The 19,752-nt window shown below is 57.4% G+C and carries 16 protein-coding genes and 1 pseudogene; 8 read left to right on the top strand and 9 right to left on the bottom strand.

Annotation, left to right across the window (positions count from 1 at the left end; translation table 11 throughout):
* Positions 1-32 precede the first annotated feature (32 nt).
* From QSK07_RS05295 to QSK07_RS05285, 3 genes are all read right to left on the bottom strand, one after another.
* Positions 33-1,238, bottom strand: coding sequence for an MFS transporter (locus tag QSK07_RS05295; RefSeq protein WP_285721040.1), 1,206 nt, complete (start codon positions 1,236-1,238; stop codon positions 33-35).
* Between the two features lie 110 nt (positions 1,239-1,348).
* On the bottom strand, positions 1,349-2,245 hold the full coding sequence (locus QSK07_RS05290) for a LysR family transcriptional regulator (RefSeq protein WP_285721039.1): 897 nt from the start codon (positions 2,243-2,245) through the stop codon (positions 1,349-1,351).
* Positions 2,246-2,412: 167 nt separating this feature from the next.
* Complete coding sequence (locus QSK07_RS05285) at positions 2,413-2,781, bottom strand: helix-turn-helix domain-containing protein (protein WP_013359828.1); 369 nt, start codon at positions 2,779-2,781, stop codon at positions 2,413-2,415.
* A 327-nt stretch (positions 2,782-3,108) separates the two neighbouring features.
* On the opposite strand from QSK07_RS05285, the gene QSK07_RS05280 reads away from it, so the two are divergent.
* The 3 genes from QSK07_RS05280 (at position 3,109) to QSK07_RS05270 (ending at position 6,263) form a co-directional block, all read left to right on the top strand.
* Positions 3,109-3,768 (top strand): response regulator, encoded by a 660-nt coding sequence (locus QSK07_RS05280; RefSeq protein ID WP_098051747.1) that lies wholly within the window; start codon positions 3,109-3,111, stop codon positions 3,766-3,768.
* Positions 3,765-5,120, top strand: coding sequence for a sensor histidine kinase (locus QSK07_RS05275; protein WP_285721038.1), 1,356 nt, complete (start codon positions 3,765-3,767; stop codon positions 5,118-5,120). Before QSK07_RS05280 ends, QSK07_RS05275 begins: the two co-directional genes overlap by 4 nt.
* A gap of 276 nt (positions 5,121-5,396) precedes the next feature.
* The gene (locus QSK07_RS05270; RefSeq protein WP_098053097.1) at positions 5,397-6,263 is read left to right on the top strand and encodes a nucleoside-specific channel-forming protein Tsx; all 867 of its coding nucleotides are present in this window, start codon (positions 5,397-5,399) and stop codon (positions 6,261-6,263) included.
* A 122-nt stretch (positions 6,264-6,385) separates the two neighbouring features.
* Here QSK07_RS05270 and yjdN read toward each other — a convergent pair whose 3' ends face one another.
* Complete coding sequence (yjdN, locus tag QSK07_RS05265; protein WP_098051749.1) at positions 6,386-6,823, bottom strand: VOC family metalloprotein YjdN; 438 nt, start codon at positions 6,821-6,823, stop codon at positions 6,386-6,388.
* A gap of 72 nt (positions 6,824-6,895) precedes the next feature.
* Entirely contained in the window at positions 6,896-7,792 is an 897-nt protein-coding gene (locus QSK07_RS05260; RefSeq protein ID WP_285721037.1) for a LysR family transcriptional regulator, read from the bottom strand.
* 114 nt (positions 7,793-7,906) lie between these two features.
* On the opposite strand from QSK07_RS05260, the gene QSK07_RS05255 reads away from it, so the two are divergent.
* The 3 genes from QSK07_RS05255 (at position 7,907) to abgT (ending at position 12,336) form a co-directional block, all read left to right on the top strand.
* Complete coding sequence (locus QSK07_RS05255; RefSeq protein ID WP_285721036.1) at positions 7,907-9,220, top strand: amidohydrolase; 1,314 nt, start codon at positions 7,907-7,909, stop codon at positions 9,218-9,220.
* The gene (locus QSK07_RS05250; protein ID WP_098051752.1) at positions 9,217-10,659 is read left to right on the top strand and encodes a M20 family metallopeptidase; all 1,443 of its coding nucleotides are present in this window, start codon (positions 9,217-9,219) and stop codon (positions 10,657-10,659) included. The genes QSK07_RS05255 and QSK07_RS05250 overlap by 4 nt, the downstream gene beginning before the upstream one ends.
* A 159-nt stretch (positions 10,660-10,818) precedes the next feature.
* The gene (abgT, locus tag QSK07_RS05245; protein WP_285721035.1) at positions 10,819-12,336 is read left to right on the top strand and encodes a p-aminobenzoyl-glutamate transporter; all 1,518 of its coding nucleotides are present in this window, start codon (positions 10,819-10,821) and stop codon (positions 12,334-12,336) included.
* A 79-nt stretch (positions 12,337-12,415) separates the two neighbouring features.
* Here the strand turns inward: abgT and QSK07_RS05240 are convergent.
* A pseudogene (locus QSK07_RS05240) lies at positions 12,416-12,544 on the bottom strand (NadS family protein); the annotation flags it as partial.
* Between the two features lie 370 nt (positions 12,545-12,914).
* On the opposite strand from QSK07_RS05240, the gene QSK07_RS05235 reads away from it, so the two are divergent.
* Positions 12,915-14,324, top strand: a complete 1,410-nt coding sequence (locus tag QSK07_RS05235) for an MFS transporter (protein ID WP_285721034.1) — start codon at positions 12,915-12,917, stop codon at positions 14,322-14,324.
* A gap of 46 nt (positions 14,325-14,370) precedes the next feature.
* On the opposite strand, the gene QSK07_RS05230 is transcribed toward QSK07_RS05235, so the two are convergent.
* Genes QSK07_RS05230 through QSK07_RS05220 form a run of 3 tightly spaced genes read right to left on the bottom strand, consistent with a single transcriptional unit; the run spans position 14,371 to position 18,213 of the window.
* The gene (locus QSK07_RS05230; RefSeq protein WP_285721033.1) at positions 14,371-15,681 is read right to left on the bottom strand and encodes a c-type cytochrome; all 1,311 of its coding nucleotides are present in this window, start codon (positions 15,679-15,681) and stop codon (positions 14,371-14,373) included.
* Between the two features lie 10 nt (positions 15,682-15,691).
* Positions 15,692-17,476 carry a GMC family oxidoreductase gene (locus tag QSK07_RS05225; protein ID WP_098051757.1) on the bottom strand — a complete coding sequence of 595 codons (1,785 nt, stop codon included), beginning with the start codon at positions 17,474-17,476 and terminating at the stop codon, positions 15,692-15,694.
* Positions 17,477-17,478: 2 nt separating this feature from the next.
* Complete coding sequence (locus QSK07_RS05220; protein WP_098051758.1) at positions 17,479-18,213, bottom strand: gluconate 2-dehydrogenase subunit 3 family protein; 735 nt, start codon at positions 18,211-18,213, stop codon at positions 17,479-17,481.
* Between the two features lie 275 nt (positions 18,214-18,488).
* Here QSK07_RS05220 and sbmA point away from each other — a divergent pair, with 275 nt between their 5' ends.
* Positions 18,489-19,730, top strand: coding sequence for a peptide antibiotic transporter SbmA (gene sbmA, locus QSK07_RS05215; protein ID WP_098051759.1), 1,242 nt, complete (start codon positions 18,489-18,491; stop codon positions 19,728-19,730).
* The last annotated feature ends 22 nt before the right edge of the window (positions 19,731-19,752 follow it).

Genomic DNA, 19,752 nt, shown 5'->3' with positions numbered 1-19,752 from the left:
AGGCGGGCTTCGGTCCGCCTTTTTTGATCGCGTTATTTACGCATCCCGCGCCAGTTGAGCCACGCGCAAAACAGCATCACCACGCAGGTCGCCAGAAACACTGGCCGCATCCCGAATGTCCCACCCACCAGCCCACCAAACAGCGGGCCGCTGACCTGACCGATATACTGCGCCGAGGTTGAATATCCCAGCATCCGCCCGACCTGTGAACCCGGCACGTTATGGCGGATAATCGCTGTAATGCACGGCATCAATCCGCCTAGCGCCATTCCCATCAGAAAACGCAGCAGAACCAGTTGCCAGGCCGCGGTAATAAACGCCTGCGGAATCAGCAGCAGTCCACTGACCAGTAGTCCGCCGGTCAGAACCCGCCAGTGCCCTACCCGATCGGCCAGACGACCCAGCCGGGGTGCCGCCAGCACCGTACCCAGCGCCGCCGCAGACATCACCAGTCCGGCGATCATCGTGATTTGATGGCCGCCCTGCACGAACTCGTCCACGTAGAGCGTGATAATGGGTTCAATCGACATGCTGGCGAAGATCAGCAACATGCCGGAGAGCCACATCAGCCGCACCAGGGTGTGATTCACTGGCCCGGACTCAGGCTGCAGTGGCTGGCTTGTGCGAGACGTCGCAGCAGCACGTGGCTGCTCTTTGAGTAAAAAGGTAGTGGCGAGGAAGGCGAGAAAGATTACCGCGCCGGTCAGCCAGAACGTCTGACGGATGCCGATCAGCGGCGGTAACACTCCACCCAGCAGCGGCCCGACCACGTTGCCCGCCATAATGCCAGAGGACAATACGCCCAGCGCCCAGCCGGTCTGCGCTTTTGGCGTCTGCGCTGCCACCAGAATGGTCGATCCCGATGCGTAGCCACCCAGCAGCCCGGCCAGCAGCCGCAGCGCCACCAACTGCCATGGCGCGGTCGCCATGCCAATCAGCGACATCGCAATCGCCATCCCCAGGCTGGCCCGGATCAGCATCAGCTTACGACCATAGCGATCAGCCAGCCTGCCCCACAGCGGCGCAGTCAGCGCGGCGCTGAAAAAGGTCGCGCCATAGGCTATTCCGGACCAGCGGGCGATGGCTGCGGGCTGCTCAACACCCAGTTGCTGCACATAGAGCGGCAGAAACGGCAGCAGCAGCGTCATCGCTACGATGGTAGTAAAAGAGCCGACGACGCAGACCGCTAAGTTACGTCTCCAGTACTGAAACTCTGCCGTTTCGGGTGAGTGTTGCATGATGATATCCGTTGAATGATCAGGGATACAGGCTAACCGGCGTAGCGGAGTAACAACAGTCATGGCGGAATAGTTACTCTGTGGCGCTGATTGTTGTCATCAGGCAACAATCAACCCGGATTCAGCGCCGTAATCAGGGCATCGCACAGCAGTGTCACCGGCGACGCCGGTTCAGGCGTGTTGTGCAGCAGCAGATAGCTTTGCAGACGATCCATCTGCCACGCCGGCAGCAGTTGCTGGATATCACCGCGTGCCATCGCCTCCTGCGCCATGTAGGACGGAAGATAAGCGATGCCGCTGCCTGCCAGTGCGGCATTGAGCAGCGCCATACTATTATTGGCGCGAAAGCGGCTGCGCACGTCCAGTGCCAGCCGCTGTTTATCACGGCGGAAGGGCAACGCGGCGGTGTGCGCCGGACCGTGAAACAGCAGCAGGTCATGGCGCGGCAGCATTTCAGGATGGGTGATGGCGGGTCGCTGCGCCAGGTAAGCCGGCGCGGCATAGAGCCCCCAGGCGATATCGCTCAGTACCCGGAAATTGCCCTGTTGCGGCGATCGGGATCGGATCACAATCGCCAGATCGACCTGATCGTCCAGCCGATCGTGATTGCGATCGGTCAGATCGAGATCGACGTTGATATGCAGATGATGGCGCAGGAAACGATTGAGAACGGGAACCACACACTGGCAGCCAAAAGTGACGGGCGCCTGCAGCCTGACATGACCGGCGGGCTGCTGATGCACCTGCTGCACAAACGCCTCGGCGCGCTGCACTTCAGCCAGCATCCGCACACAGTAGGGGTAATAGGCCTGGCCCAGCTCAGTCAGTGTCAGCCGCCGGGTGGTGCGCTGCAGAAGCCGGATACCGAGCCGCAGCTCCAGACGGGCAATTTCCCGGCTGACGTGAGATTTGGACAGGCCAAGTATGCGTGCCGCCTCGCTGAAACTCTGTAACTCCACAACCCGTGCAAATACCAGCATGGCGGTTAAGTTCGCGCCATTTTCCATGTTTCCCGACTCCAGCAATAAAAGGGGCTGGCAACAAACTAACACGTTCGGGCAGGGTCACTGTGGCTGATAGGCAAAAAAGGCGAGGCGAAGTCCAGGAGGAGAGCGGCGCAGAACGCGGGCCGACCTTCCCGTCTGCATCTGTGACGGGAAGGTCTTATCAGGCATCAGCTGGCCATCGCCAGCGGGAACAGCAGCCGATCTGGCTCAACGCGACGCTGACGGCGCAACTGGCCTGGCGTCATCATAAAGTAGTTTTTAAAGGTGCGGGTATAGGCTTGCTGGGTATCGAAACCGTAGTTCATCGCCACCTGCAGTATCGCTTCGTTGCTGCTTAGCAGACTGAGTGCAGACTCAGTTAAGCGACGCTGGCGGATATATTCTGCCAGCGAAAAGCCGGTGTGCTGCCGAAACAGGCGTTGCAGATGCCAGCGCGAATAGCCCGAGCGGCGTGCCACCTCATCCAGATGCAGATCGTGTCCTAAGTTGTTCTCAATCCAGTCCAGCAAACTCCGAATAAACTCGCGCTGATTCATGGTTCCTCCTGTTAATGCTGATGTGCAGTGGAGCCACTCTACCCGCTAAAATTTATCCCTTAATTAGCAGAAAATTAGCGCAGAATTAGCAACGGCGGGAATGGGGCGATAAGAGCCATTTCAGAACAAGCTATGACGATTGTCCGCCAAAATAATTCGTGCTGTAGCAAGGCGGCAAATGCGCAAATCCCCAGGAGCTGACATTGGTCAGTGACTGGGGTGAGCAAAAGCAGCCAACGCCGCGACAGTGCGAAGTATGAAGGCGAATAATTCTGGCCTAACAATTGGTGAGTAAACTCTCTCTTATCTTTACGAAGGAGATCAGCCATGCGCGTGTTACTGGTTGAAGATGATGAAATGATCGGCGCGAACCTGCAACAGGCACTGCAGGGCGCGGGCTGGTCAGTAGATTGGGTGCGCGATGGCGTTTATGCCCAGAATGCCTGGGGCGAAGGCGGCTACAGCTGCGTGCTGCTCGATCTCGGCTTACCGCGCGATGACGGTCTGCAGGTTCTGCGCCGGGCGCGCGGCCGCGGCGACGCGACGCCGGTGCTGATTCTTACTGCACGCGACACAGTGGCGCAGCGGATACAGGGACTTGACAGCGGTGCGGACGACTACCTGCTTAAACCGTTCGATCTCCAGGAAGTGATGGCCCGGATGCGTGCCATTACGCGACGCAGCCACGGCGCAGCAGACTCGGTGCTGGGCAGCGGCGATGTGCAGCTTGATATGATGACCCGCGAGGTGCTCTACAAAGGCCAGCGCGAGCAGCTGACGGCGCGGGAATATGCCCTGCTCTACGCGCTGCTGGAGCGGCCGGGCGCTATTCTGTCGCGTGAGCAGCTGGAAAACCGTATCTACGGCTGGGGCGATGAAGTCAGCAGCAATGCGGTCGATGTGCTGATCCATGGCATGCGTCGCAAGCTCGACAACGATGTCATTCGCAACGTGCGCGGGCTGGGCTGGCGGGTTCCGGCCATATGAAACCTTTCCGCTTTATGCGCTCACTGCGCAACAAACTTCTCTCTACTCTGCTGGTTATTCACCTGCTGATGATCGGTGGCGTCACCTGGTATTTCTTCAGCTGCTACGGCGATATGGTCGGCACAATGAAGGACGATCAGCTGGCGAAAATCGCTGATGCCTGGTCCACCAATAAACAGATGCCCGCCCTGATGCCGATGCTTATCGCGCCGGACAAAGCAAAGAGCGCCTTTGTGGTTCAGCTCTGGGACGATCAGGGCCAGCTGCGGGCCAGCTCATGGCCGGAGTTACAGGCCCCGCTGCAAAATCAGCGCGGGTATCACGATGTGCATGTGGGTCAATGCGACGACTGTGAATGGCGTATTTTTACCCGGCCCGGCATGCCTGGCAGCGAGATTAAAACCATCCAGGTCATGCACAACCTCAGCTACATGAAAGCCTCGATGGTCAAGCGGGCGCTGTCGGCAATCATTCCGATGATCCTGATGATGCCGCTGTCGCTGCTGGTGATCTGGCTGGTGGTGCGCAAGATCACGCGCGATCTGCAGGTCGCTTCACGTCAGATTGCGGCGCAGGAAACCCATCATCCACACAATGTCTCACCGGAGGGCTTACCGGATGAGATCCTGCCACTGGTCGCCGCTTACAACTCACTGCTGAGTAAGCTGCGTGACGCCTGGTCGTCGCAGCGCCAGTTCCTGGAAGATGCCGCCCATGAACTGCGTACGCCGGTAACAGCAGTGACGTTGCAGCTGGAAAACCTGCGTCAGCATATTCAGCCGGGTGAAGCGAGCCGTCAGTTCAGCCAGCTGGAAGCGGGTGTCACGCGTACCCGTCACCTGGTCACGCAGTTACTCAATGTCTCACGCCAGGATGACCAGAGCGTGGTATCCAGCGTAGAGCATATTGAACTGGAAGATCTGCTCAAAGAGAGCATTGAGCAGTTGATGGTGGTGGCGGATAAGCGCGGCATCGATATCGGCTTTAATGGCGCCACGCAGTACCGTCTGCAGGCCAGCCGTTCCGAATTGCGCAGCCTGTTTGACAACCTGATTGGTAACGCTATGTTGCACACGCCGGAAGGCAGCCTGGTGGATGTGCTGCTGCATCGGGTCAAGGGCAAAACGGTGGTCGATATTGTCGATAATGGACCGGGCATGCCGGAATCCTTTATTGAACGCGCGTTCGACCGTTTTACCCGTTCGCCTGACGTCAAAGCCCAGGGCAGCGGGCTGGGACTCTCCATTGTGCGTAATGTTGCACAGAAACATCACATCCACGTCGCCCTTTCCAATTGCCTGACGCCACAGGGGGCTGTTTGTGGTTTGCAGGTTCGGGTCACCCTTCCCTGATCCCGCGCGTTTGATCACGAACCGGACAACGTAAACGGTTGCCTGGCTCCGTTCGATCCTGGTCTTTATTGTGAAGTGCATCACAATTTAGCGGAATTGTAATGCAACACTTTTTGACAAACGTGAGCAAAATCTATTTTCTATCGATCTGTTACAGGCACGCTACGCGGGCTGAAGAACTGGCTGTTTTTTCTGAATACCTCATTCCCCTTCAGGGACCGACTTCTCTCTGACTGCGTCTGCTGTGCGGCGGTCAAAAGCATGTGGCTGATGATAATGAAATATAAAACGTTGATAGCAGGTGCCGTGCTGGCATGTTCATTGAGTGGTGCTGCGCAGGCCGCTGAAAACGATCCACAGTATGTCTCCGACTGGTGGCATCAGAGCGTTAATGTGGTAGGCAGCTACCACACACGTTTCGGGCCACAGTTTAACAACGACGTTTATCTGGAATATGAAGCGTTTGCGAAGAAAGAGTGGTTCGATTTCTACGGCTATCTGGACGTGCCTAACTTTTTCGGCGTCGGCAACAGCAATGCTAACGGCGTCTTCGACCACGGCTCACCGATGTTTATGGAGATTGAGCCGCGCTTCTCTATCGACAAACTGACCGGTACCAGCCTGGCCTTTGGTCCGTTCAAAGAGTGGTATTTCGCTAATAACTATATCTACGATATGGGCCGCAACAGCGACAACCGCCAGAATACCTGGTATATGGGTCTGGGCACCGATATCGATACGCACAGCGACGTCGGCCTGTCGCTGAACGTCTACGCCAAATATCAGTGGGAAAACTACGGCGCGGCGAACGAAAACAGCTGGGATGGCTATCGCTTCAAGGTGAAATACTTCGTGCCAATCACCACGCTGTGGGGCGGTAATCTGGGCTATGTAGGCTTCACTAACTTCGACTGGGGTTCCGATCTCAACGAGAAAGGCGGTTCATCACGCACCAGCAACTCCATTGCATCCAGCCACATTCTGTCACTGGGTTACGATCACTGGCACTTCTCTGCGGTGGCGCGTTACTTCCACAACGGCGGACAGTGGGCGGATGGTCAGGAGCTGAACTTCGGCAAAGGGCCGTTTGAAGTGAAATCGACTGGCTGGGGTTACTACCTGGTGGCAGGTTATAACTTCTGATAATGATAACGGGCGGCTGAAAAACCGCCCGCTGTACAGGAGAACTGGCCTGGGGTGTTAACTCCTCCTGGCCAGCTTTTGAGAGGCAGGTTTAGCAGCTAAGCCCTGCCTCTGAACGTCGTTTATTCCTGCGGCTTCTCAACGTTGATGCGCCATGGAATGTTAAACTTATCGATAAACATCCCGAATCCATTCGACCAGAACGTTTCCTGCCACTCCGTTGTCACCTTCCCGCCTGCCGACAATTTCTCAAACCAGGCTTTACCCTTTTCGACATCAGTGGTGGAAAGACTGACCGCGTAACCGGCATGTTCAGACGCAGGCGGCTGCTCGGTGTTGCCGTCGCTGAGCATCAGCTCACCGTCGCCAATGCGCAGTTGCGCATGCATGATCTTTTCTGGCGGCTGCGGTGCTGCAGACTGATCGCCGACCTGCTCACCCTGATCCGGCATATCACCGAACTTCATTTTAGAGAGCAGCTCTCCCCCGGTTGCCTGCAGGTAAAAGTCGATAGCCTCTTCACAACGGCCATAGAGAAACAGATAAGGACTGACTTGCATCGTAACCTCTATTTGTCGGGTGGATTTTTACAGTACCTCTACAGTGTAGACGATCGACTTTACTCACTGATTTTACTGGCAATAACGCCGAAAGAGTTGCGCCATATAATTGCTCATCGGCGTCAGCGCGGTATCTTTGCGCTGGATCAGATAGAAGATGGCTTTCGGTAAGGGCTCGTCGAGCGTCAGCGCCACGAGCGACCGCCCCAGAATGGGATCATCAATCACGTCGACCGACAGAATACTGATGAAATCGCTTTGCGCCACCAGGCTGGTGCAGGCCATAAAGGTTTCACAGGTCACCACGATTTTGGGTGCCATGCCGCGCTCGCCAAACAAATCGTGCAGCAGGCGGTAGTAACTCCCTTTTGGCGTTGGCATCGTCCAGTCCGCCTGCTGTAACGCCGCCAGAGAACGGGCCTTTTGCAGCGGGTGGCCTTTACGCACCACCACTCTGTACTCGCGCTCCATTACCCTTTCATACATCAGCTCCTGATCGAGATGGCTCTGATCGTAGGTGTTGATGGTGAAATCAAGCGCACCCTGACGCAGTTCATGCACCATCGACACCAGCTGACCTTCAACGATGCGTACCTTAACCAGCGGGTATTCGCGATGAAACTGGTTTATCACCTGCGGCATGATGGTGCGCGCCACGCTGCCGCCCACTCCGATATTCACCTGACCGCCACCCAGCCCCAGCCGCTGCTGGATATCCTCTTCAGCGACCCGCAGCTCAGCCAGCACCAGGCTGGCATGGCGAAAAAAGTTATCACCGATATCGGTCAATACCACGCCCTGCTGACGGCGAATAAACAGCTTTGCGCCCAGCTCTCGCTCCAGTTCCTGAATCGCTTTGGTTAACGCCGGTTGCGACAGCCCGGAAAGACGGCTTGCCGCCCGGATACTGCCCTGTCGCGCCACGTCAGTGAAGGCACGCAGCTGATGAAGTTTGAGATTGGCAGACATAGTTTTGCGATAACCGTTGTTTATCAGTCACAAGATATTCGCATCTTATGCCGCCCGACACCATTGTGTAGATTCGACGCAGTGCATAAAAAACCAACAACGAGGAAAGAGCCAATGAAACCCCTTTCAGATCACGTCAGCGCCCTGCTGCCCCAGCTGCAACAGTGGCGTCGCGACTTCCATCACTACGCCGAGTCGGGCTGGCTGGAGTTCCGTACCGCGACGTTAGTCGCAGAAGAACTGCATAAGCTCGGTTATCAACTGAAGCTGGGTCGTGAGGTGATCGATGCCGATGCGCGGATGGGCCTGCCTGACGACGCCGTGCTGAAGCAGCAGGAGGCGCGCGCGCTCCTGCAGGGCGCGCTGCCGCAGTGGATCAACCACTTCTCCGACGGGTTCTGCGGCATCGTGGCGACGCTTGAGACCGGTCGTCCCGGCCCGGTGATGGGCTTTCGCGTCGATATGGATGCCCTGGATCTCAACGAAAGCCAGGCCGACGACCATCTGCCACAGCGCGAAGGGTTTGCCTCCTGTAACGCCGGCATGATGCACGCCTGCGGGCATGACGGCCACACCACCATTGGGCTGGGCCTCGCCTCGGTGCTGATGGCGATGAAAGATCAGCTCAGCGGCACGATTAAACTGATCTTCCAGCCCGCCGAAGAGGGTGTGCGCGGAGCCAAAGCGATGGTCGCGGCGGGCGTCGTGGATGACGTAGAGCGTTTCACTGCGATTCATATCGGCACCGGCGTGCCAGCAGGCGAAGTCGTGTGCGGCAGCGACAGCTTCCTGGCCACCACCAAGCTGGATGTTCACTTTACCGGCGTCGGTGCCCATGCGGGTGGTCGCCCTGAAGAGGGTCGCAATGCCCTGCTGGCCGCTGCACAGGCGACGCTGGCGCTGCATGGTTTAACCCAGCACAGCGGTGGCGTGGCGCGGGTCAATGTGGGCGTGCTGCAGGCGGGAACCGGCCGCAACGTGGTGGCTGACTGCGCCCTGCTGAAAGTCGAAACCCGTGGCGTGACCAATCAGGTTAACGACGATATTTATCAGCAGGCGCTGCGGGTGATTGCTGGTGCAGCGGCGATGTATGGCGTTGAGCAGCAGGTTTCTCTGATGGGTGCCGCACGCAGCTGTACGCCGACGCAGCCGTGGGTCGATTTCATCCACCAGCAGGCAGATGCACTCGGCCTTTTCGACTCGGTGGTCGATCGTAAAGCGCAGGCGGCAGGATCAGAAGATGCCACTTATATGATGGAGCGGGTAAAAGAGCACGGCGGTCAGGCCTCTTACGTTATTTTCGGCTGTGCGCTGGCGGCGGGTCACCACAATGCAAAATTCGATTTTGATGAGCGGGTAATGCCGGACGCCATCACGCTGCTGGCGACGCTGGCGCTGAATCAGGCGCAGTTTGGGGGATCACGATGATGGAAGCGTTTATTGCCGATTATATCGATCGCCATCAGCTCCGCTTCAGCGCGCTCAGCGACGCCATCTGGGACACGCCTGAAACCCGCTTCGCCGAGACCCGCTCATCGGCTTTGCTGGCCGATGCGCTGCAGGAAGAGGGTTTCGCAGTGGAGCGCGGCGTGGGGGGCATCGACACCGCCTTTATTGCCAGCGCGGGCAGTGGCAAACCGGTGATTGCCATCCTGGGCGAGTTCGATGCGCTGGCCGGTCTGAGCCAGCAGGCGGGCTGCGCCCGGCCACTACCTCTGGAAGCCAACGGCAACGGGCATGGCTGCGGCCACAACCTGCTTGGCACGGCAGGTGTTGCGGCGGCCTGCGCTGTGAAAGCCTGGATGGAGCAACATCACACGGGCGGCACGGTTCGCTTTTATGGCTGTCCAGGCGAAGAAGGCGGATCGGGCAAAACCTTTATGGTACGCGAAGGGTTGTTTGACGACGTCGATGCCGCCGTGACCTGGCATCCTGAAGGTTTCAGCGGGATGTTTAATCTGCGCACGCTTGCCAACATTCAGGCGGCCTTCAGCTTCAAAGGCGTCGCCGCGCACGCCGCCAACTCACCCCATCTGGGCCGCAGCGCACTGGATGCCGTCACGCTGATGAACACCGGCGCTAACTTTCTGCGCGAGCATATCGTGCAGGAGGCGCGTCTGCATTACGCCATCACCAACAGCGGCGGCGTATCACCGAATGTGGTGCAGGCCGATGCGGAGGTGCTCTATCTGATCCGCGCCCCGGAACTGCCCCAGGCACAGGCGATCTATGAGCGGGTGATCAATATCGCCAGGGGCGCAGCGCTGATGACCGACACCACGCTGAGCGTGCGTTTTGACAAAGCCTGTTCTGACTACGTGCCTAATCGTGCGCTGGAAGCGGTCATGGAGCGCTATTTGCATCAGTTTGGTTTGCCCGACTACAGCGACGAAGAGCGCGCGTTTGCGGCTGAACTGCGTGCCACCCTGACCGATGACGATCTGCGCAATGCCCGGCTCAATGTCGCCCGTACCGGTGGCGAAGCCGGGTATGCCTGGGCTGAACAGCTGGGTGACAGGCTATTTATGGATGAGGTTGCGCCCTATTCGGTCACGCGTGAGTTGCTTTATGGCTCCACCGATGTCGGTGATGTCAGTTGGGTAACGCCGACCGCACAGTGCTTTGCGCCCTGCTTTACCTTCGGCACGCCGCTGCACACCTGGCAACTGGTGGCGCAGGGCCGCACCAGTATCGGGCATAAGGGGATGTTTCTGGCGAGTAAAGTGATGGCGGCCACCGTTTTAACGCTGTTAACGGATCCGCAGGCACTGGCTGGCTGCAGGGCCGAGTTTGAACGGGTACGCGCCGCGCAGCCTTATATCTGTCCCATTCCGGCGGGGATCATACCCACAAAACTGGCCGAATGAGCCAACGGCCGTGTCTCTGACGCGGACCACTATAAAAATATTGCAAACACTTCCCTGATTCAGCGGAGCCGACTCTGAACTCACCGCCTGTTGTACATCACGACCGGCGTCAGACCGGGCCTCCACCGATAAGGGGAACACAAGACGAGAATCAATACCATGGAAGCAACATCCGGGAACCGCAGCCCTGGCCGGCTTTTCAGCTGGATCGAGCGTATGGGCAATAAAGTGCCCAACCCATTTTTACTGTTTGTCTATCTGATCGTAGTGCTGATGGTGGCAACCGCGATTATCAGCGCGCTGGGCCTGACGGTAAAAAACCCCAGCAACGGCGAAATTGTCCGGGTTAACAACCTGCTGAGCGTCGCAGGCATTCAGTGGATCCTGCCCAATATCATTAAGAACTTCAGTAGCTTTACCCCGCTGGGATCGATTCTGGCGCTGGTGATTGGTGCCGGACTGGCGGAAAAGGTCGGTCTGTTACAGTCGCTGATGGTAAAAATGGCGTCGCACGTCAGTCGTCGTTACGCCAGCTATATGGTGCTGTTTATCGCCTTCTTCAGTCATATCTCCTCGGATGCTGCGCTGGTCGTCATGCCGCCGCTGGGTGCGCTGATCTTCCTGGCGGTGGGGCGTCATCCGGTCGCGGGCCTGCTGGCCGCGATTGCCGGGGTGGCCTCTGGCTTTACCGCCAATCTGCTGATTGTCACCACCGATGTACTGCTCTCGGGTATCAGCACCGAGGCAGCTAAAGCGGTCAGCGACACAGTGCACGTCAGCGTCATCGATAACTGGTTCTTTATGGCCACCTCGGTGATTGTACTGACGATTGTGGGTGCGCTGCTGACCGACAAATTTGTCGAGCCGCGTCTGCCAGAGTGGCAGGGCAATAGTGAGAAGCTGGCGACACTGACGCCGCTGGAGAACCGCGGCCTGCGCGCTGCCGGGATAGCAGCGCTGCTGTTTATCGCCCTGATTGCGCTGCTGGTGGTGCCGGAACATGCGCCGCTGCGCAACCCCGCTACCGGCGCCATTATTCCTTCGCCCTTTATTCAGGGCATCGTGCCGATCATCATCCTGTTCTTCTTTGTGGTCGCCATTGCTTACGGCGTGGTCACCCGGCAGATCCGCCGTCCGGATGATATCCCACAGCTGCTGGTCGATCCGATGAAGGGCATGGCGGGCTTTATCGTGATGGTGTTTCCGCTGTCGCAGTTTGTGGCGTTCTTTAACTGGAGCAACATGGGTAAATTCATGGCAATCGGGCTGACCGATGTGCTGGAAAGCGCTGGCGTCAGCGGCGCGCCTGCATTTCTCGGCCTGATGTTCCTGTCGGCGTTTCTTTGCATGTTTATCGCCAGCGGCTCAGCAATCTGGTCAATTCTCGCCCCGGTCTTCGTGCCGATGTTTATGCTGCTCGGCTTCCATCCCGCCTTTGCCCAGATGATTTTCCGTATCGCCGACTCCGCCGTGCTGCCGCTGGCACCGATGTCGCCGTTTCTGCCGCTGTTCCTGGCCTTTTTGCAGCGCTACCAGAAAGATGCGCAGCTCGGGACCTATTACGTGCTGATCTTCCCCTATCCGCTGGTGTTCTTTATCAGCTGGATAGCGCTGCTTCTGGTGTGGTATCTGCTGGGTCTGCCGATTGGGCCTGGCGTCTGGCCAAAACTGCCTTAAAGTCACGTGCCACCGATGCTGGCATTATCGGTGGCGCTGTCTCTCTTTTCCGGCTGGGCGTTCCGGGGGGCATGGGTTTCCGGATAGTCTTTACGTCGGCCACTGCATAGCGGGCAACACAACCAGGCACCCGGACGCCGTTTTTGATCTCAACAGCTTCTTCCAGCGATGCTTTCAGCTCGTTAAAAAAACGTACGTTACCCCTCATCTTTCCCTGATTGTGTCAGCTTCTTCAGCTCAGCTTTTTCCGCATTCGGGAAGACGATGTCACAAAGCAGGCCTATGCGAGCGCAGAGACGCCATTTGTATCCATGCGGGCCGGCTGCCGCATGACCGGCCTGTGAGGCAGCCCGGCGTTTGCTGAATGCAGATGCTGCCCTGGTCGCCGCTGCCGGAGTACGCCCGTCACGGATGGCAAAACCTGCAACGTACATTGCTAAATCGTCAGCAACGACGCTCTCGGCAACGGCAGATGAATTGATTATTCTGCTATTTCTTCGCTTGCTAACGGTTAACTCTTTTAATAAGCCACTGACCGGCTGCGAGTCGTATCCACACTGCCTGAGGTTCACGCTGATATGACCACCACTTCGACCAGCCTGCCGCCGATGCACGCTTCATCGGCGGCCCGTAACAGCTTAGCCACGCGCGTTGATGCGCTGCCCTCTTGCGCCGGATTATGGCGCTTTATTACGCTGCTGGCGCTGGGCGGTTTTTTTGAGCTTTATGATCTGTTTGAAACCGGGTATATCAGCACCGGCCTGCTGTCGGCGGGCGTATTCCACACCGGCGCGGCGGGCGTGCTGGGTTTCTCCGATCAGGCGGCGTTCGCCTCGGCCACCTTCCTGGGTCTGTTTTTCGGTGCCAGCCTGCTGGCCCCCTACGCTGATCGCTTTGGCCGCCGTCTGACCTTTATGTGTGCGCTGCTGTGGTACGGGCTGTTTTCGCTGCTGATGGCGTTCCAGCAGAGCGCGGAAATGATCATTCTGTTCCGCTTCCTGGTGGGAATCGGGCTGGGCGTCGAACTGGTGACCATTGATACTTACCTGTCGGAATGGGTGCCGAGCCATCTGCGCAGCCGCGCTTTTGCCTTCTCCTTTTTCGTGCAGTTTTTGTCGGTGCCATCGGTGGCGCTGATGTCCTGGTGGCTGATTCCGCAAACGCTGCTCAGTCTGGAAGGCTGGCGCTGGGTAGTGATCGCGGGCGCGGTCTGTTCGCTGGTGATCTGGCTGGTACGCAGAAATCTGCCAGAGTCAGCACGCTGGCTGGCGCAGCAGGGGCGTCATCAGGAGGCGCATGAAGTGCTGTCGGTGATGGAGCAACGCTGCGGCATCCCGGCCGGGCCCGCGTTTTCAGCTGAGGATGCAGCGGCGCAACTGCCCAAAAAGGGACGTTTCAGTGAGATCTGGTCGCCCGCTTACCGCAAGCGCACCCTGATGCTGGTGGTGATGAACGTCTTCCAGGCGATTGGCTTTTTCGGCTTTGGTAACTGGCTGCCTGCACTGCTGTCAGGACGTGGTGCCACGGTGACGCACAGCCTGCTCTATGCTTTCTTCATCACGCTGGCCTATCCGCTGGGATCGCTGATCTGCAGCCGCTACGCCGACAGGCTGGAGAATAAGTGGCAAATCGTCCTGTCGTCGCTGATGACGGTGGTGTTTGGTACGCTCTTTGCCTTCCAGACGCAGCCAGTATTACTGATTCTGTGCGGCTTCCTGATCACCTGGTCAAATGCCTGGCTGACCTTCAGCTTCCATGCCTATCAGACCGAGATTTTCCCCACCCACATCCGGGCACGGGCAGTCGGCTTCTGCTACTCCTTCAGCCGCCTCTCAACGGTCTTCAGCAGTATTCTCATTGGGGTGATATTGCAGTACGCAGGAACGCCAGGCGTGATTACCTTTATCGTACTAAGCATGGTGATGGTGATGCTGTCGGTGGGGATATACGGGCCGAAAACGCGCGGCATCGATCTGGAGAATATTTAAAGAAAAAGGCCGTCACCCTGATGACGACGGCCTTTTTTACTGCCGGTTACTTGCCTTCCAGCACCCGGATATCCGCACTGCCCAGCCGATCTTTCTCATCTTTACGCAGCGCCGCGACCTGTTTCGCGCTGACCGGCTCCGACACCTTGTTGCCCCAGCTGTTGCGCACGAAGTTCACGACGTCCGCTACCTGCTGATCGTTAAGACGCCAGCCGAAGGCCGGCATGGTGATGGTCGACGGCGCACCATTGACGCCAGGCAACTGTCCACCCACCAGCACGATATGGATCAGCGAGGTCGGATCCTCTGCCATCACGACCGGATTACCGCGCAGTGCCGGATAAAAGCGTTTATAGCCGCTGCCATCGGTTTTATGGCACGCCGCACAGCTGTCGACGTAGGCCGCCGCACCGGTCTGGCTGTCATCGCCACGCCACAGCGCTTTTGCCGTGGCATCATCCACACTGAACGCCGCCTGATGCGGGTCTTTTGCGCCCAGCGACTTCAGATAGCGTGCAATGGCGGTGATATCGGACTCGCTCAGATGCTGCAGACTGTGTTCCACTACATCGGTCATACCACCGAACGCAGCGGTCTGATCGTTACGACCATAACGCAGGAACTGACGCAGGTCCTCTTCGCTCCAGCGACCCAGCCCGTCACGGTTATCGCCGCGCAGGTTGCTGGCGGTCCAGCCATCAATTGGCGCGCTGCTGCCTGCCAGATAGTCGCTGCCCTCCTCGTTAGTCAGCGCCTTCTCCTGCATGGTGATGCTGCGCGGCGTGTGACAGGCGCCACAGTGACCCAGTCCTTCAACCAGATAGCGACCCCGTGCCAGCACCGGATCTTCCTGCGCGGCAGGCTGGAACGCTTTTACGTCGGGCGCAAAAATGCCGCGCCAGATCGCCAGCGGCCAGCGCATCGACAGCGGCCAGGGAATGTCGCTCTCCCGGTTTGGCTGCTTAACCGCCGCGACGCCATGCATAAAGTAAGCGTAAAGCGCCTTCATATCCTCATCGCTGACCACCGCATAGGAGGGGAATGGCATCGCCGGATAGAGCGTATCGCCATTTTTTGCCACACCATGACGTACCGCTTTCTGGAAATCGTCATAGCTGTATTCGCCAATGCCGCTGTCGCGATCGGGCGTGATATTGGTGGAGTAGATGGTACCAATGGGTGTCGCCATCGCCAGGCCACCGGCAAACGACGCGCCGCCTTTGCTGGTGTGGCAGGCTACACAGTCACCGGCGCGCGCCAGATATTCACCCCGTTTGACCAGATCGTCCTGGCTGCTGTCCGCCAGTGCGGTGAACGACAGGGAGCCAAGAATCAGAGCCAGAATGCCATTCTTCATCGCCATCTCCTTATGCCTGCACCAGTGGGCCGGGGTTTTTCAGGTAGTGTTCGCGAATCGCTTTGGCTGACCAGTAGGTCAGCGCCGCTACCATGCCGGTCGGGTTGTAGCCCAGTCCCTGCGGGAAGGCGGATGCGCCCGGCACAAACACATTCGGCACGTCCCAGCTTTGCAGATAACGGTTCACCGCACTGGTTTTAGGATCGTCGCCCATGATCGCTCCGCCACTGATGTGGGTGGTCTGATACACCGTCGAGTCAAAATGGGTGCCCGGCTTTTTCGCGCCGCCGATGATCATCTTCGGATTCATCGCTTCCGCGATATTGCGCATCTTGCCGACCATAAACTGCGCCATTTTGATGTCGTTATCCTGCCAGTCAAAAGTCATACGCAGCAGCGGCTGTCCATAGGCATCTTTGTAGTTAGGATCGAGATCGAGGTAGTTGGCGCGATAGGACTGGTGCGCGCCGTGTGCATCCATTGACAGGTGATGGGTGTAGGTATCCGCCACCGCCGCTTTCCATTTGCTGCCCCAGTCAGGTGTACCCGCGGGGACTGGCAGACCGGAGATCGGTTTGGTACCTGCCTGGTTAACCCAGAATGGCGAACCGCCGACAAAGCCCAGCGGCCCGTGGTCGAAGTTGTCTGCGTTGAAATCATCAATCGCCACGCCCGCACCACCTGCGCCGATAAACGGATTAGTGGTCGTGTTTTTATCAAACAGCGCCTTGAGCGTTGAGAGGTTCTGATAGGCGAAGTTGCGGCCTACGGTGCCTTCATTGGTGATCGGATTGTACGGTTTACCAATGCCTGACAGCAGCATCAGGTGAACATTATGGAACTGGAAAGCGGAGAGGATCACCAGATCAGCAGGCTGAACCTGCTCACGACCCTGACCATCCACATAGGTCACGCCGGTTGCGCGCGTTTTGTCATCGCTGAGATTGACCCGCAGTACATACGAGTTGTTGCGCAGCTCAAACTTCGGCTCCTGGCGCAGCGCGGGCAGGATGTTGACGTTAGGCGATGCTTTGGAATACATGTAGCAGGCGTAGCCGCTGCAGTAACCGCAGAAATTGCACGGCCCCATCTGCGCGCCATAGGTGTTGGTATAAGGACCCGAAGTATTGGCGGACGGCAGATCGTAAGGGTGATAACCAACCGACCCGGCCGCCTGAGCAAACAGCTGTGACGAATAGGTGCGCTTCTGCGCGGGTAGCGGGAAGTTATCGGAGCGATCCGGCGCAAACGGATTGCCGCCTTTATCTTTGCCAACCACTTTCCCCTTGATGCTCCAGGCGCTGCCGGAGGTGCCAAAAACTTTTTCTGCTTTGTCGAAAAACGGCTCCAGCTCATCGTAGCTGACGCCAAAATCCTGAATCGTCATGCCTTCCGGGATGAAGTTCTTGCCGTAGCGCTCTTCGTAATGGCTGCGCATCCGCAGTTCAACCGGATCGACACGGAAATGGACGCCGGACCAGTGCAGGCCCGCGCCGCCAGTACCCGTGCCAGGCAGAAACGCAGCCAGCTGGCGATAGGGAACGGCCGTCTGCGAGGCGTCATGACGAATGGTGACGGTGCTTTTAGAGAGATCCTGAAACAGCTTTTTGCGGATGTTATAGGTCAGCTCATCAATTGACTGCGGATAAGAGCCATCAGGATAGGTGTCGCGATGCGGTCCGCGTTCCAGCGCCAGCACGTTAAGGCCCGCTTCGGTCAGCTCTTTCGCCATAATCGCGCCTGCCCAGCCGAAGCCGACTATCACCGCATCCACTTTTTTCATTTCGTTTGCCATGCTTAGCTTCTCTCCCCGCGAATCGACACTGACGGGAACGGATACCGTTCACCCCGCTCTACCCAGTCCATAAAGTCGGCGCGTGCGCCAGGGAAGTTGATCAGCTTCCAGCCGACCATGCCCTGATTCCCGCCATGGATGGGATCGCTGAAAAAACCTTCGCGGGTGTTCTGCAGCAGGAAGCTGAAGAAGACTTTTGATGGCAACTGACTGAATGCCGCGCTGCCACTTTCCATCGCCTGCAACAGGGCATCCTGCTGGTCGCCACTAATCTGGGCGAAAACCTTGCCGTGCTGCTGTTTGCTGTAACTGTCGGCATCGGCCAGACCAAGACGATAGATCTGCTGCGGTACCAGCGGTAGCTGATAGCCCAGCTCTTTCGGCAGATCGGGATTAAACGGCCCCTGCATATACCAGTTTGAACCCGTGGCATACGGCGTATTCATCTGACGATCGATAAACTCCGGCACGCCGGCTTCCAGCGCACCCGGCCCGCGTTCATCGCTGGGGATCAGGCGGGCTACGGCAGCAGTAATAAAGGCAAACTCTTCGGCGGTAAACCAGGCTGGCTGGTAGTCACGCGCCTGCTGTGGACCCGCCGGGGTTTCAGCCGCCTGCGCAGCGAGCGGCAGGGAGAGCGCGCCCATCGCTGTGGAACCTACCGCCATTGCAGGCGCCAGGGTGATAGTCTTCAGCAAGAAATCCCTGCGTGAATGACCCTTTTTTTGTTCTGACATGACATTGCCTCATTACCGCACTGAGTGGCGGTATGAAAAAGTAGAGGGTTGCGTTGTAATGGTTTTTATAAGCAAATTCAGGGTGACAGATTTTTGTTACCGGTAACAAAAAACCCTATTGTAACACTGCCATTCACAAATATTTAGTTCCACGAAACAAAACCGCACAATTTCATTAACATCTATCACCGTCCTGTCATGAGCAGAAACAACAGACTACAGACAGCGACCCGCCAAAAACGTTATAACAGGCAACACACAACAGCGGAGTGCCTATGTTTAAGTCTTTTTTTCCGCGGCCAGCGCTGTTTTTCAGCTCTGCGGCTGTCTGGAGCTTAGTAGCGATTTTTGCCTGGTTCGGCTTTGCCGCACATCTGCCCGGCATGTGGCCGACTTTTGAAACGGCAATGAAACAACCTTTACCGACCACCGCGGCACGTTTTATCGCCGTGAGTCAGATCTGGTTTTATCTCTATTACTGGATCATGGTAGCCATTTTTGCCCTGGCCTGGCGGCTGATTGATGCGCATCCGTGGCAACGCTGGTCAGTGTGGGGTTCCGCGCTGATTATCTTTGTCACCTGGTTTGGTGTACAGGTTGGCGTGGCCATTAATGCCTGGTATGGTCCGTTCTATGACCTGATTCAGAAAGCCCTGACCAAAGCGGGATCGGTGCAGATTGCAGAGTTTTACCATGAGGTTATCTCTTTTCTCGGCATCGCATTAATCGCGGTGGTGATTGGCGTTCTCAACTCCTTCTTTATCAGCCACTGGGTTTTCCGCTGGCGTACCGCCATGAATAACTATTACATGCATAACTGGCAGCGTCTGCGTCATGTGGAAGGTGCCGCACAGCGTGTGCAGGAAGACACCATGCGGTTTGCAACTACGCTGGAAAACTGGGGTGTCAGTTTTATTCAGGCGATTATGACGCTGGTGGCGTTTTTGCCGGTGCTGGTGGCGCTGTCACATCACGTGAAAGATATCCCGATCCTCGGCAATATTCCTTACGCGCTGGTGATTGCAGCGGTGCTCTGGTCTGTGTTCGGCACCGGCTTGCTGGCGCTGGTCGGAATTAAGCTACCGGGTCTGGAGTTTCGTAATCAGCGGGTTGAAGCTGCATACCGTAAAGAGCTGGTCTACGGCGAAGACAATGCCGATCGTGCACAGCCACAGACAGTGCAGGAGCTATTCAGTCGGGTGCGGGTTAACTACTTCCGTCTCTACTTCCACTATCTCTACTTCAACATCACCCGCATTCTCTATCTGCAGGTCGATAACGTGTTTGGTCTGTTCCTGCTGTTCCCGTCGATTGTGGCAGGCACCATCACGCTGGGCTTACTCAACCAGATCACAAACGTGTTTGATCAGGTGCGCGGCTCGTTCCAGTATCTGATCGCCTCCTGGTCAACGCTGATCGAGCTGATGTCGATCTACAAACGTCTGCGCAGCTTTGAACAGATTCTGGACGATGTGCCGCATGATGAGATGATGCGCGAGGCATCGGAAGAGGTTTAGCGGTTCAGGGGAAGACTCTTCC

Origin of the sequence: Pantoea sp. QMID4, from assembly GCF_030270445.1 — a bacterium.
Classification (GTDB): Bacteria; Pseudomonadota; Gammaproteobacteria; order Enterobacterales; family Enterobacteriaceae; genus Pantoea; species Pantoea vagans.
This window is presented reverse-complemented; position numbering and strand designations above follow the sequence as displayed.

Coding starts and splice junctions, on each gene's coding strand:
- QSK07_RS05295 (WP_285721040.1), bottom strand. CDS start 1,238: ATGCAACACTCACCCGAAACGGCAGAGTTTCAGTACTGGAGACGTAAC.
- QSK07_RS05290 (WP_285721039.1), bottom strand. CDS start 2,245: ATGGAAAATGGCGCGAACTTAACCGCCATGCTGGTATTTGCACGGGTT.
- QSK07_RS05285 (WP_013359828.1), bottom strand. CDS start 2,781: ATGAATCAGCGCGAGTTTATTCGGAGTTTGCTGGACTGGATTGAGAAC.
- QSK07_RS05280 (WP_098051747.1), top strand. CDS start 3,109: ATGCGCGTGTTACTGGTTGAAGATGATGAAATGATCGGCGCGAACCTG.
- QSK07_RS05275 (WP_285721038.1), top strand. CDS start 3,765: ATGAAACCTTTCCGCTTTATGCGCTCACTGCGCAACAAACTTCTCTCT.
- QSK07_RS05270 (WP_098053097.1), top strand. CDS start 5,397: ATGAAATATAAAACGTTGATAGCAGGTGCCGTGCTGGCATGTTCATTG.
- yjdN (WP_098051749.1), bottom strand. CDS start 6,823: ATGCAAGTCAGTCCTTATCTGTTTCTCTATGGCCGTTGTGAAGAGGCT.
- QSK07_RS05260 (WP_285721037.1), bottom strand. CDS start 7,792: ATGTCTGCCAATCTCAAACTTCATCAGCTGCGTGCCTTCACTGACGTG.
- QSK07_RS05255 (WP_285721036.1), top strand. CDS start 7,907: ATGAAACCCCTTTCAGATCACGTCAGCGCCCTGCTGCCCCAGCTGCAA.
- QSK07_RS05250 (WP_098051752.1), top strand. CDS start 9,217: ATGATGGAAGCGTTTATTGCCGATTATATCGATCGCCATCAGCTCCGC.
- abgT (WP_285721035.1), top strand. CDS start 10,819: ATGGAAGCAACATCCGGGAACCGCAGCCCTGGCCGGCTTTTCAGCTGG.
- QSK07_RS05235 (WP_285721034.1), top strand. CDS start 12,915: ATGACCACCACTTCGACCAGCCTGCCGCCGATGCACGCTTCATCGGCG.
- QSK07_RS05230 (WP_285721033.1), bottom strand. CDS start 15,681: ATGAAGAATGGCATTCTGGCTCTGATTCTTGGCTCCCTGTCGTTCACC.
- QSK07_RS05225 (WP_098051757.1), bottom strand. CDS start 17,476: ATGGCAAACGAAATGAAAAAAGTGGATGCGGTGATAGTCGGCTTCGGC.
- QSK07_RS05220 (WP_098051758.1), bottom strand. CDS start 18,213: ATGTCAGAACAAAAAAAGGGTCATTCACGCAGGGATTTCTTGCTGAAG.
- sbmA (WP_098051759.1), top strand. CDS start 18,489: ATGTTTAAGTCTTTTTTTCCGCGGCCAGCGCTGTTTTTCAGCTCTGCG.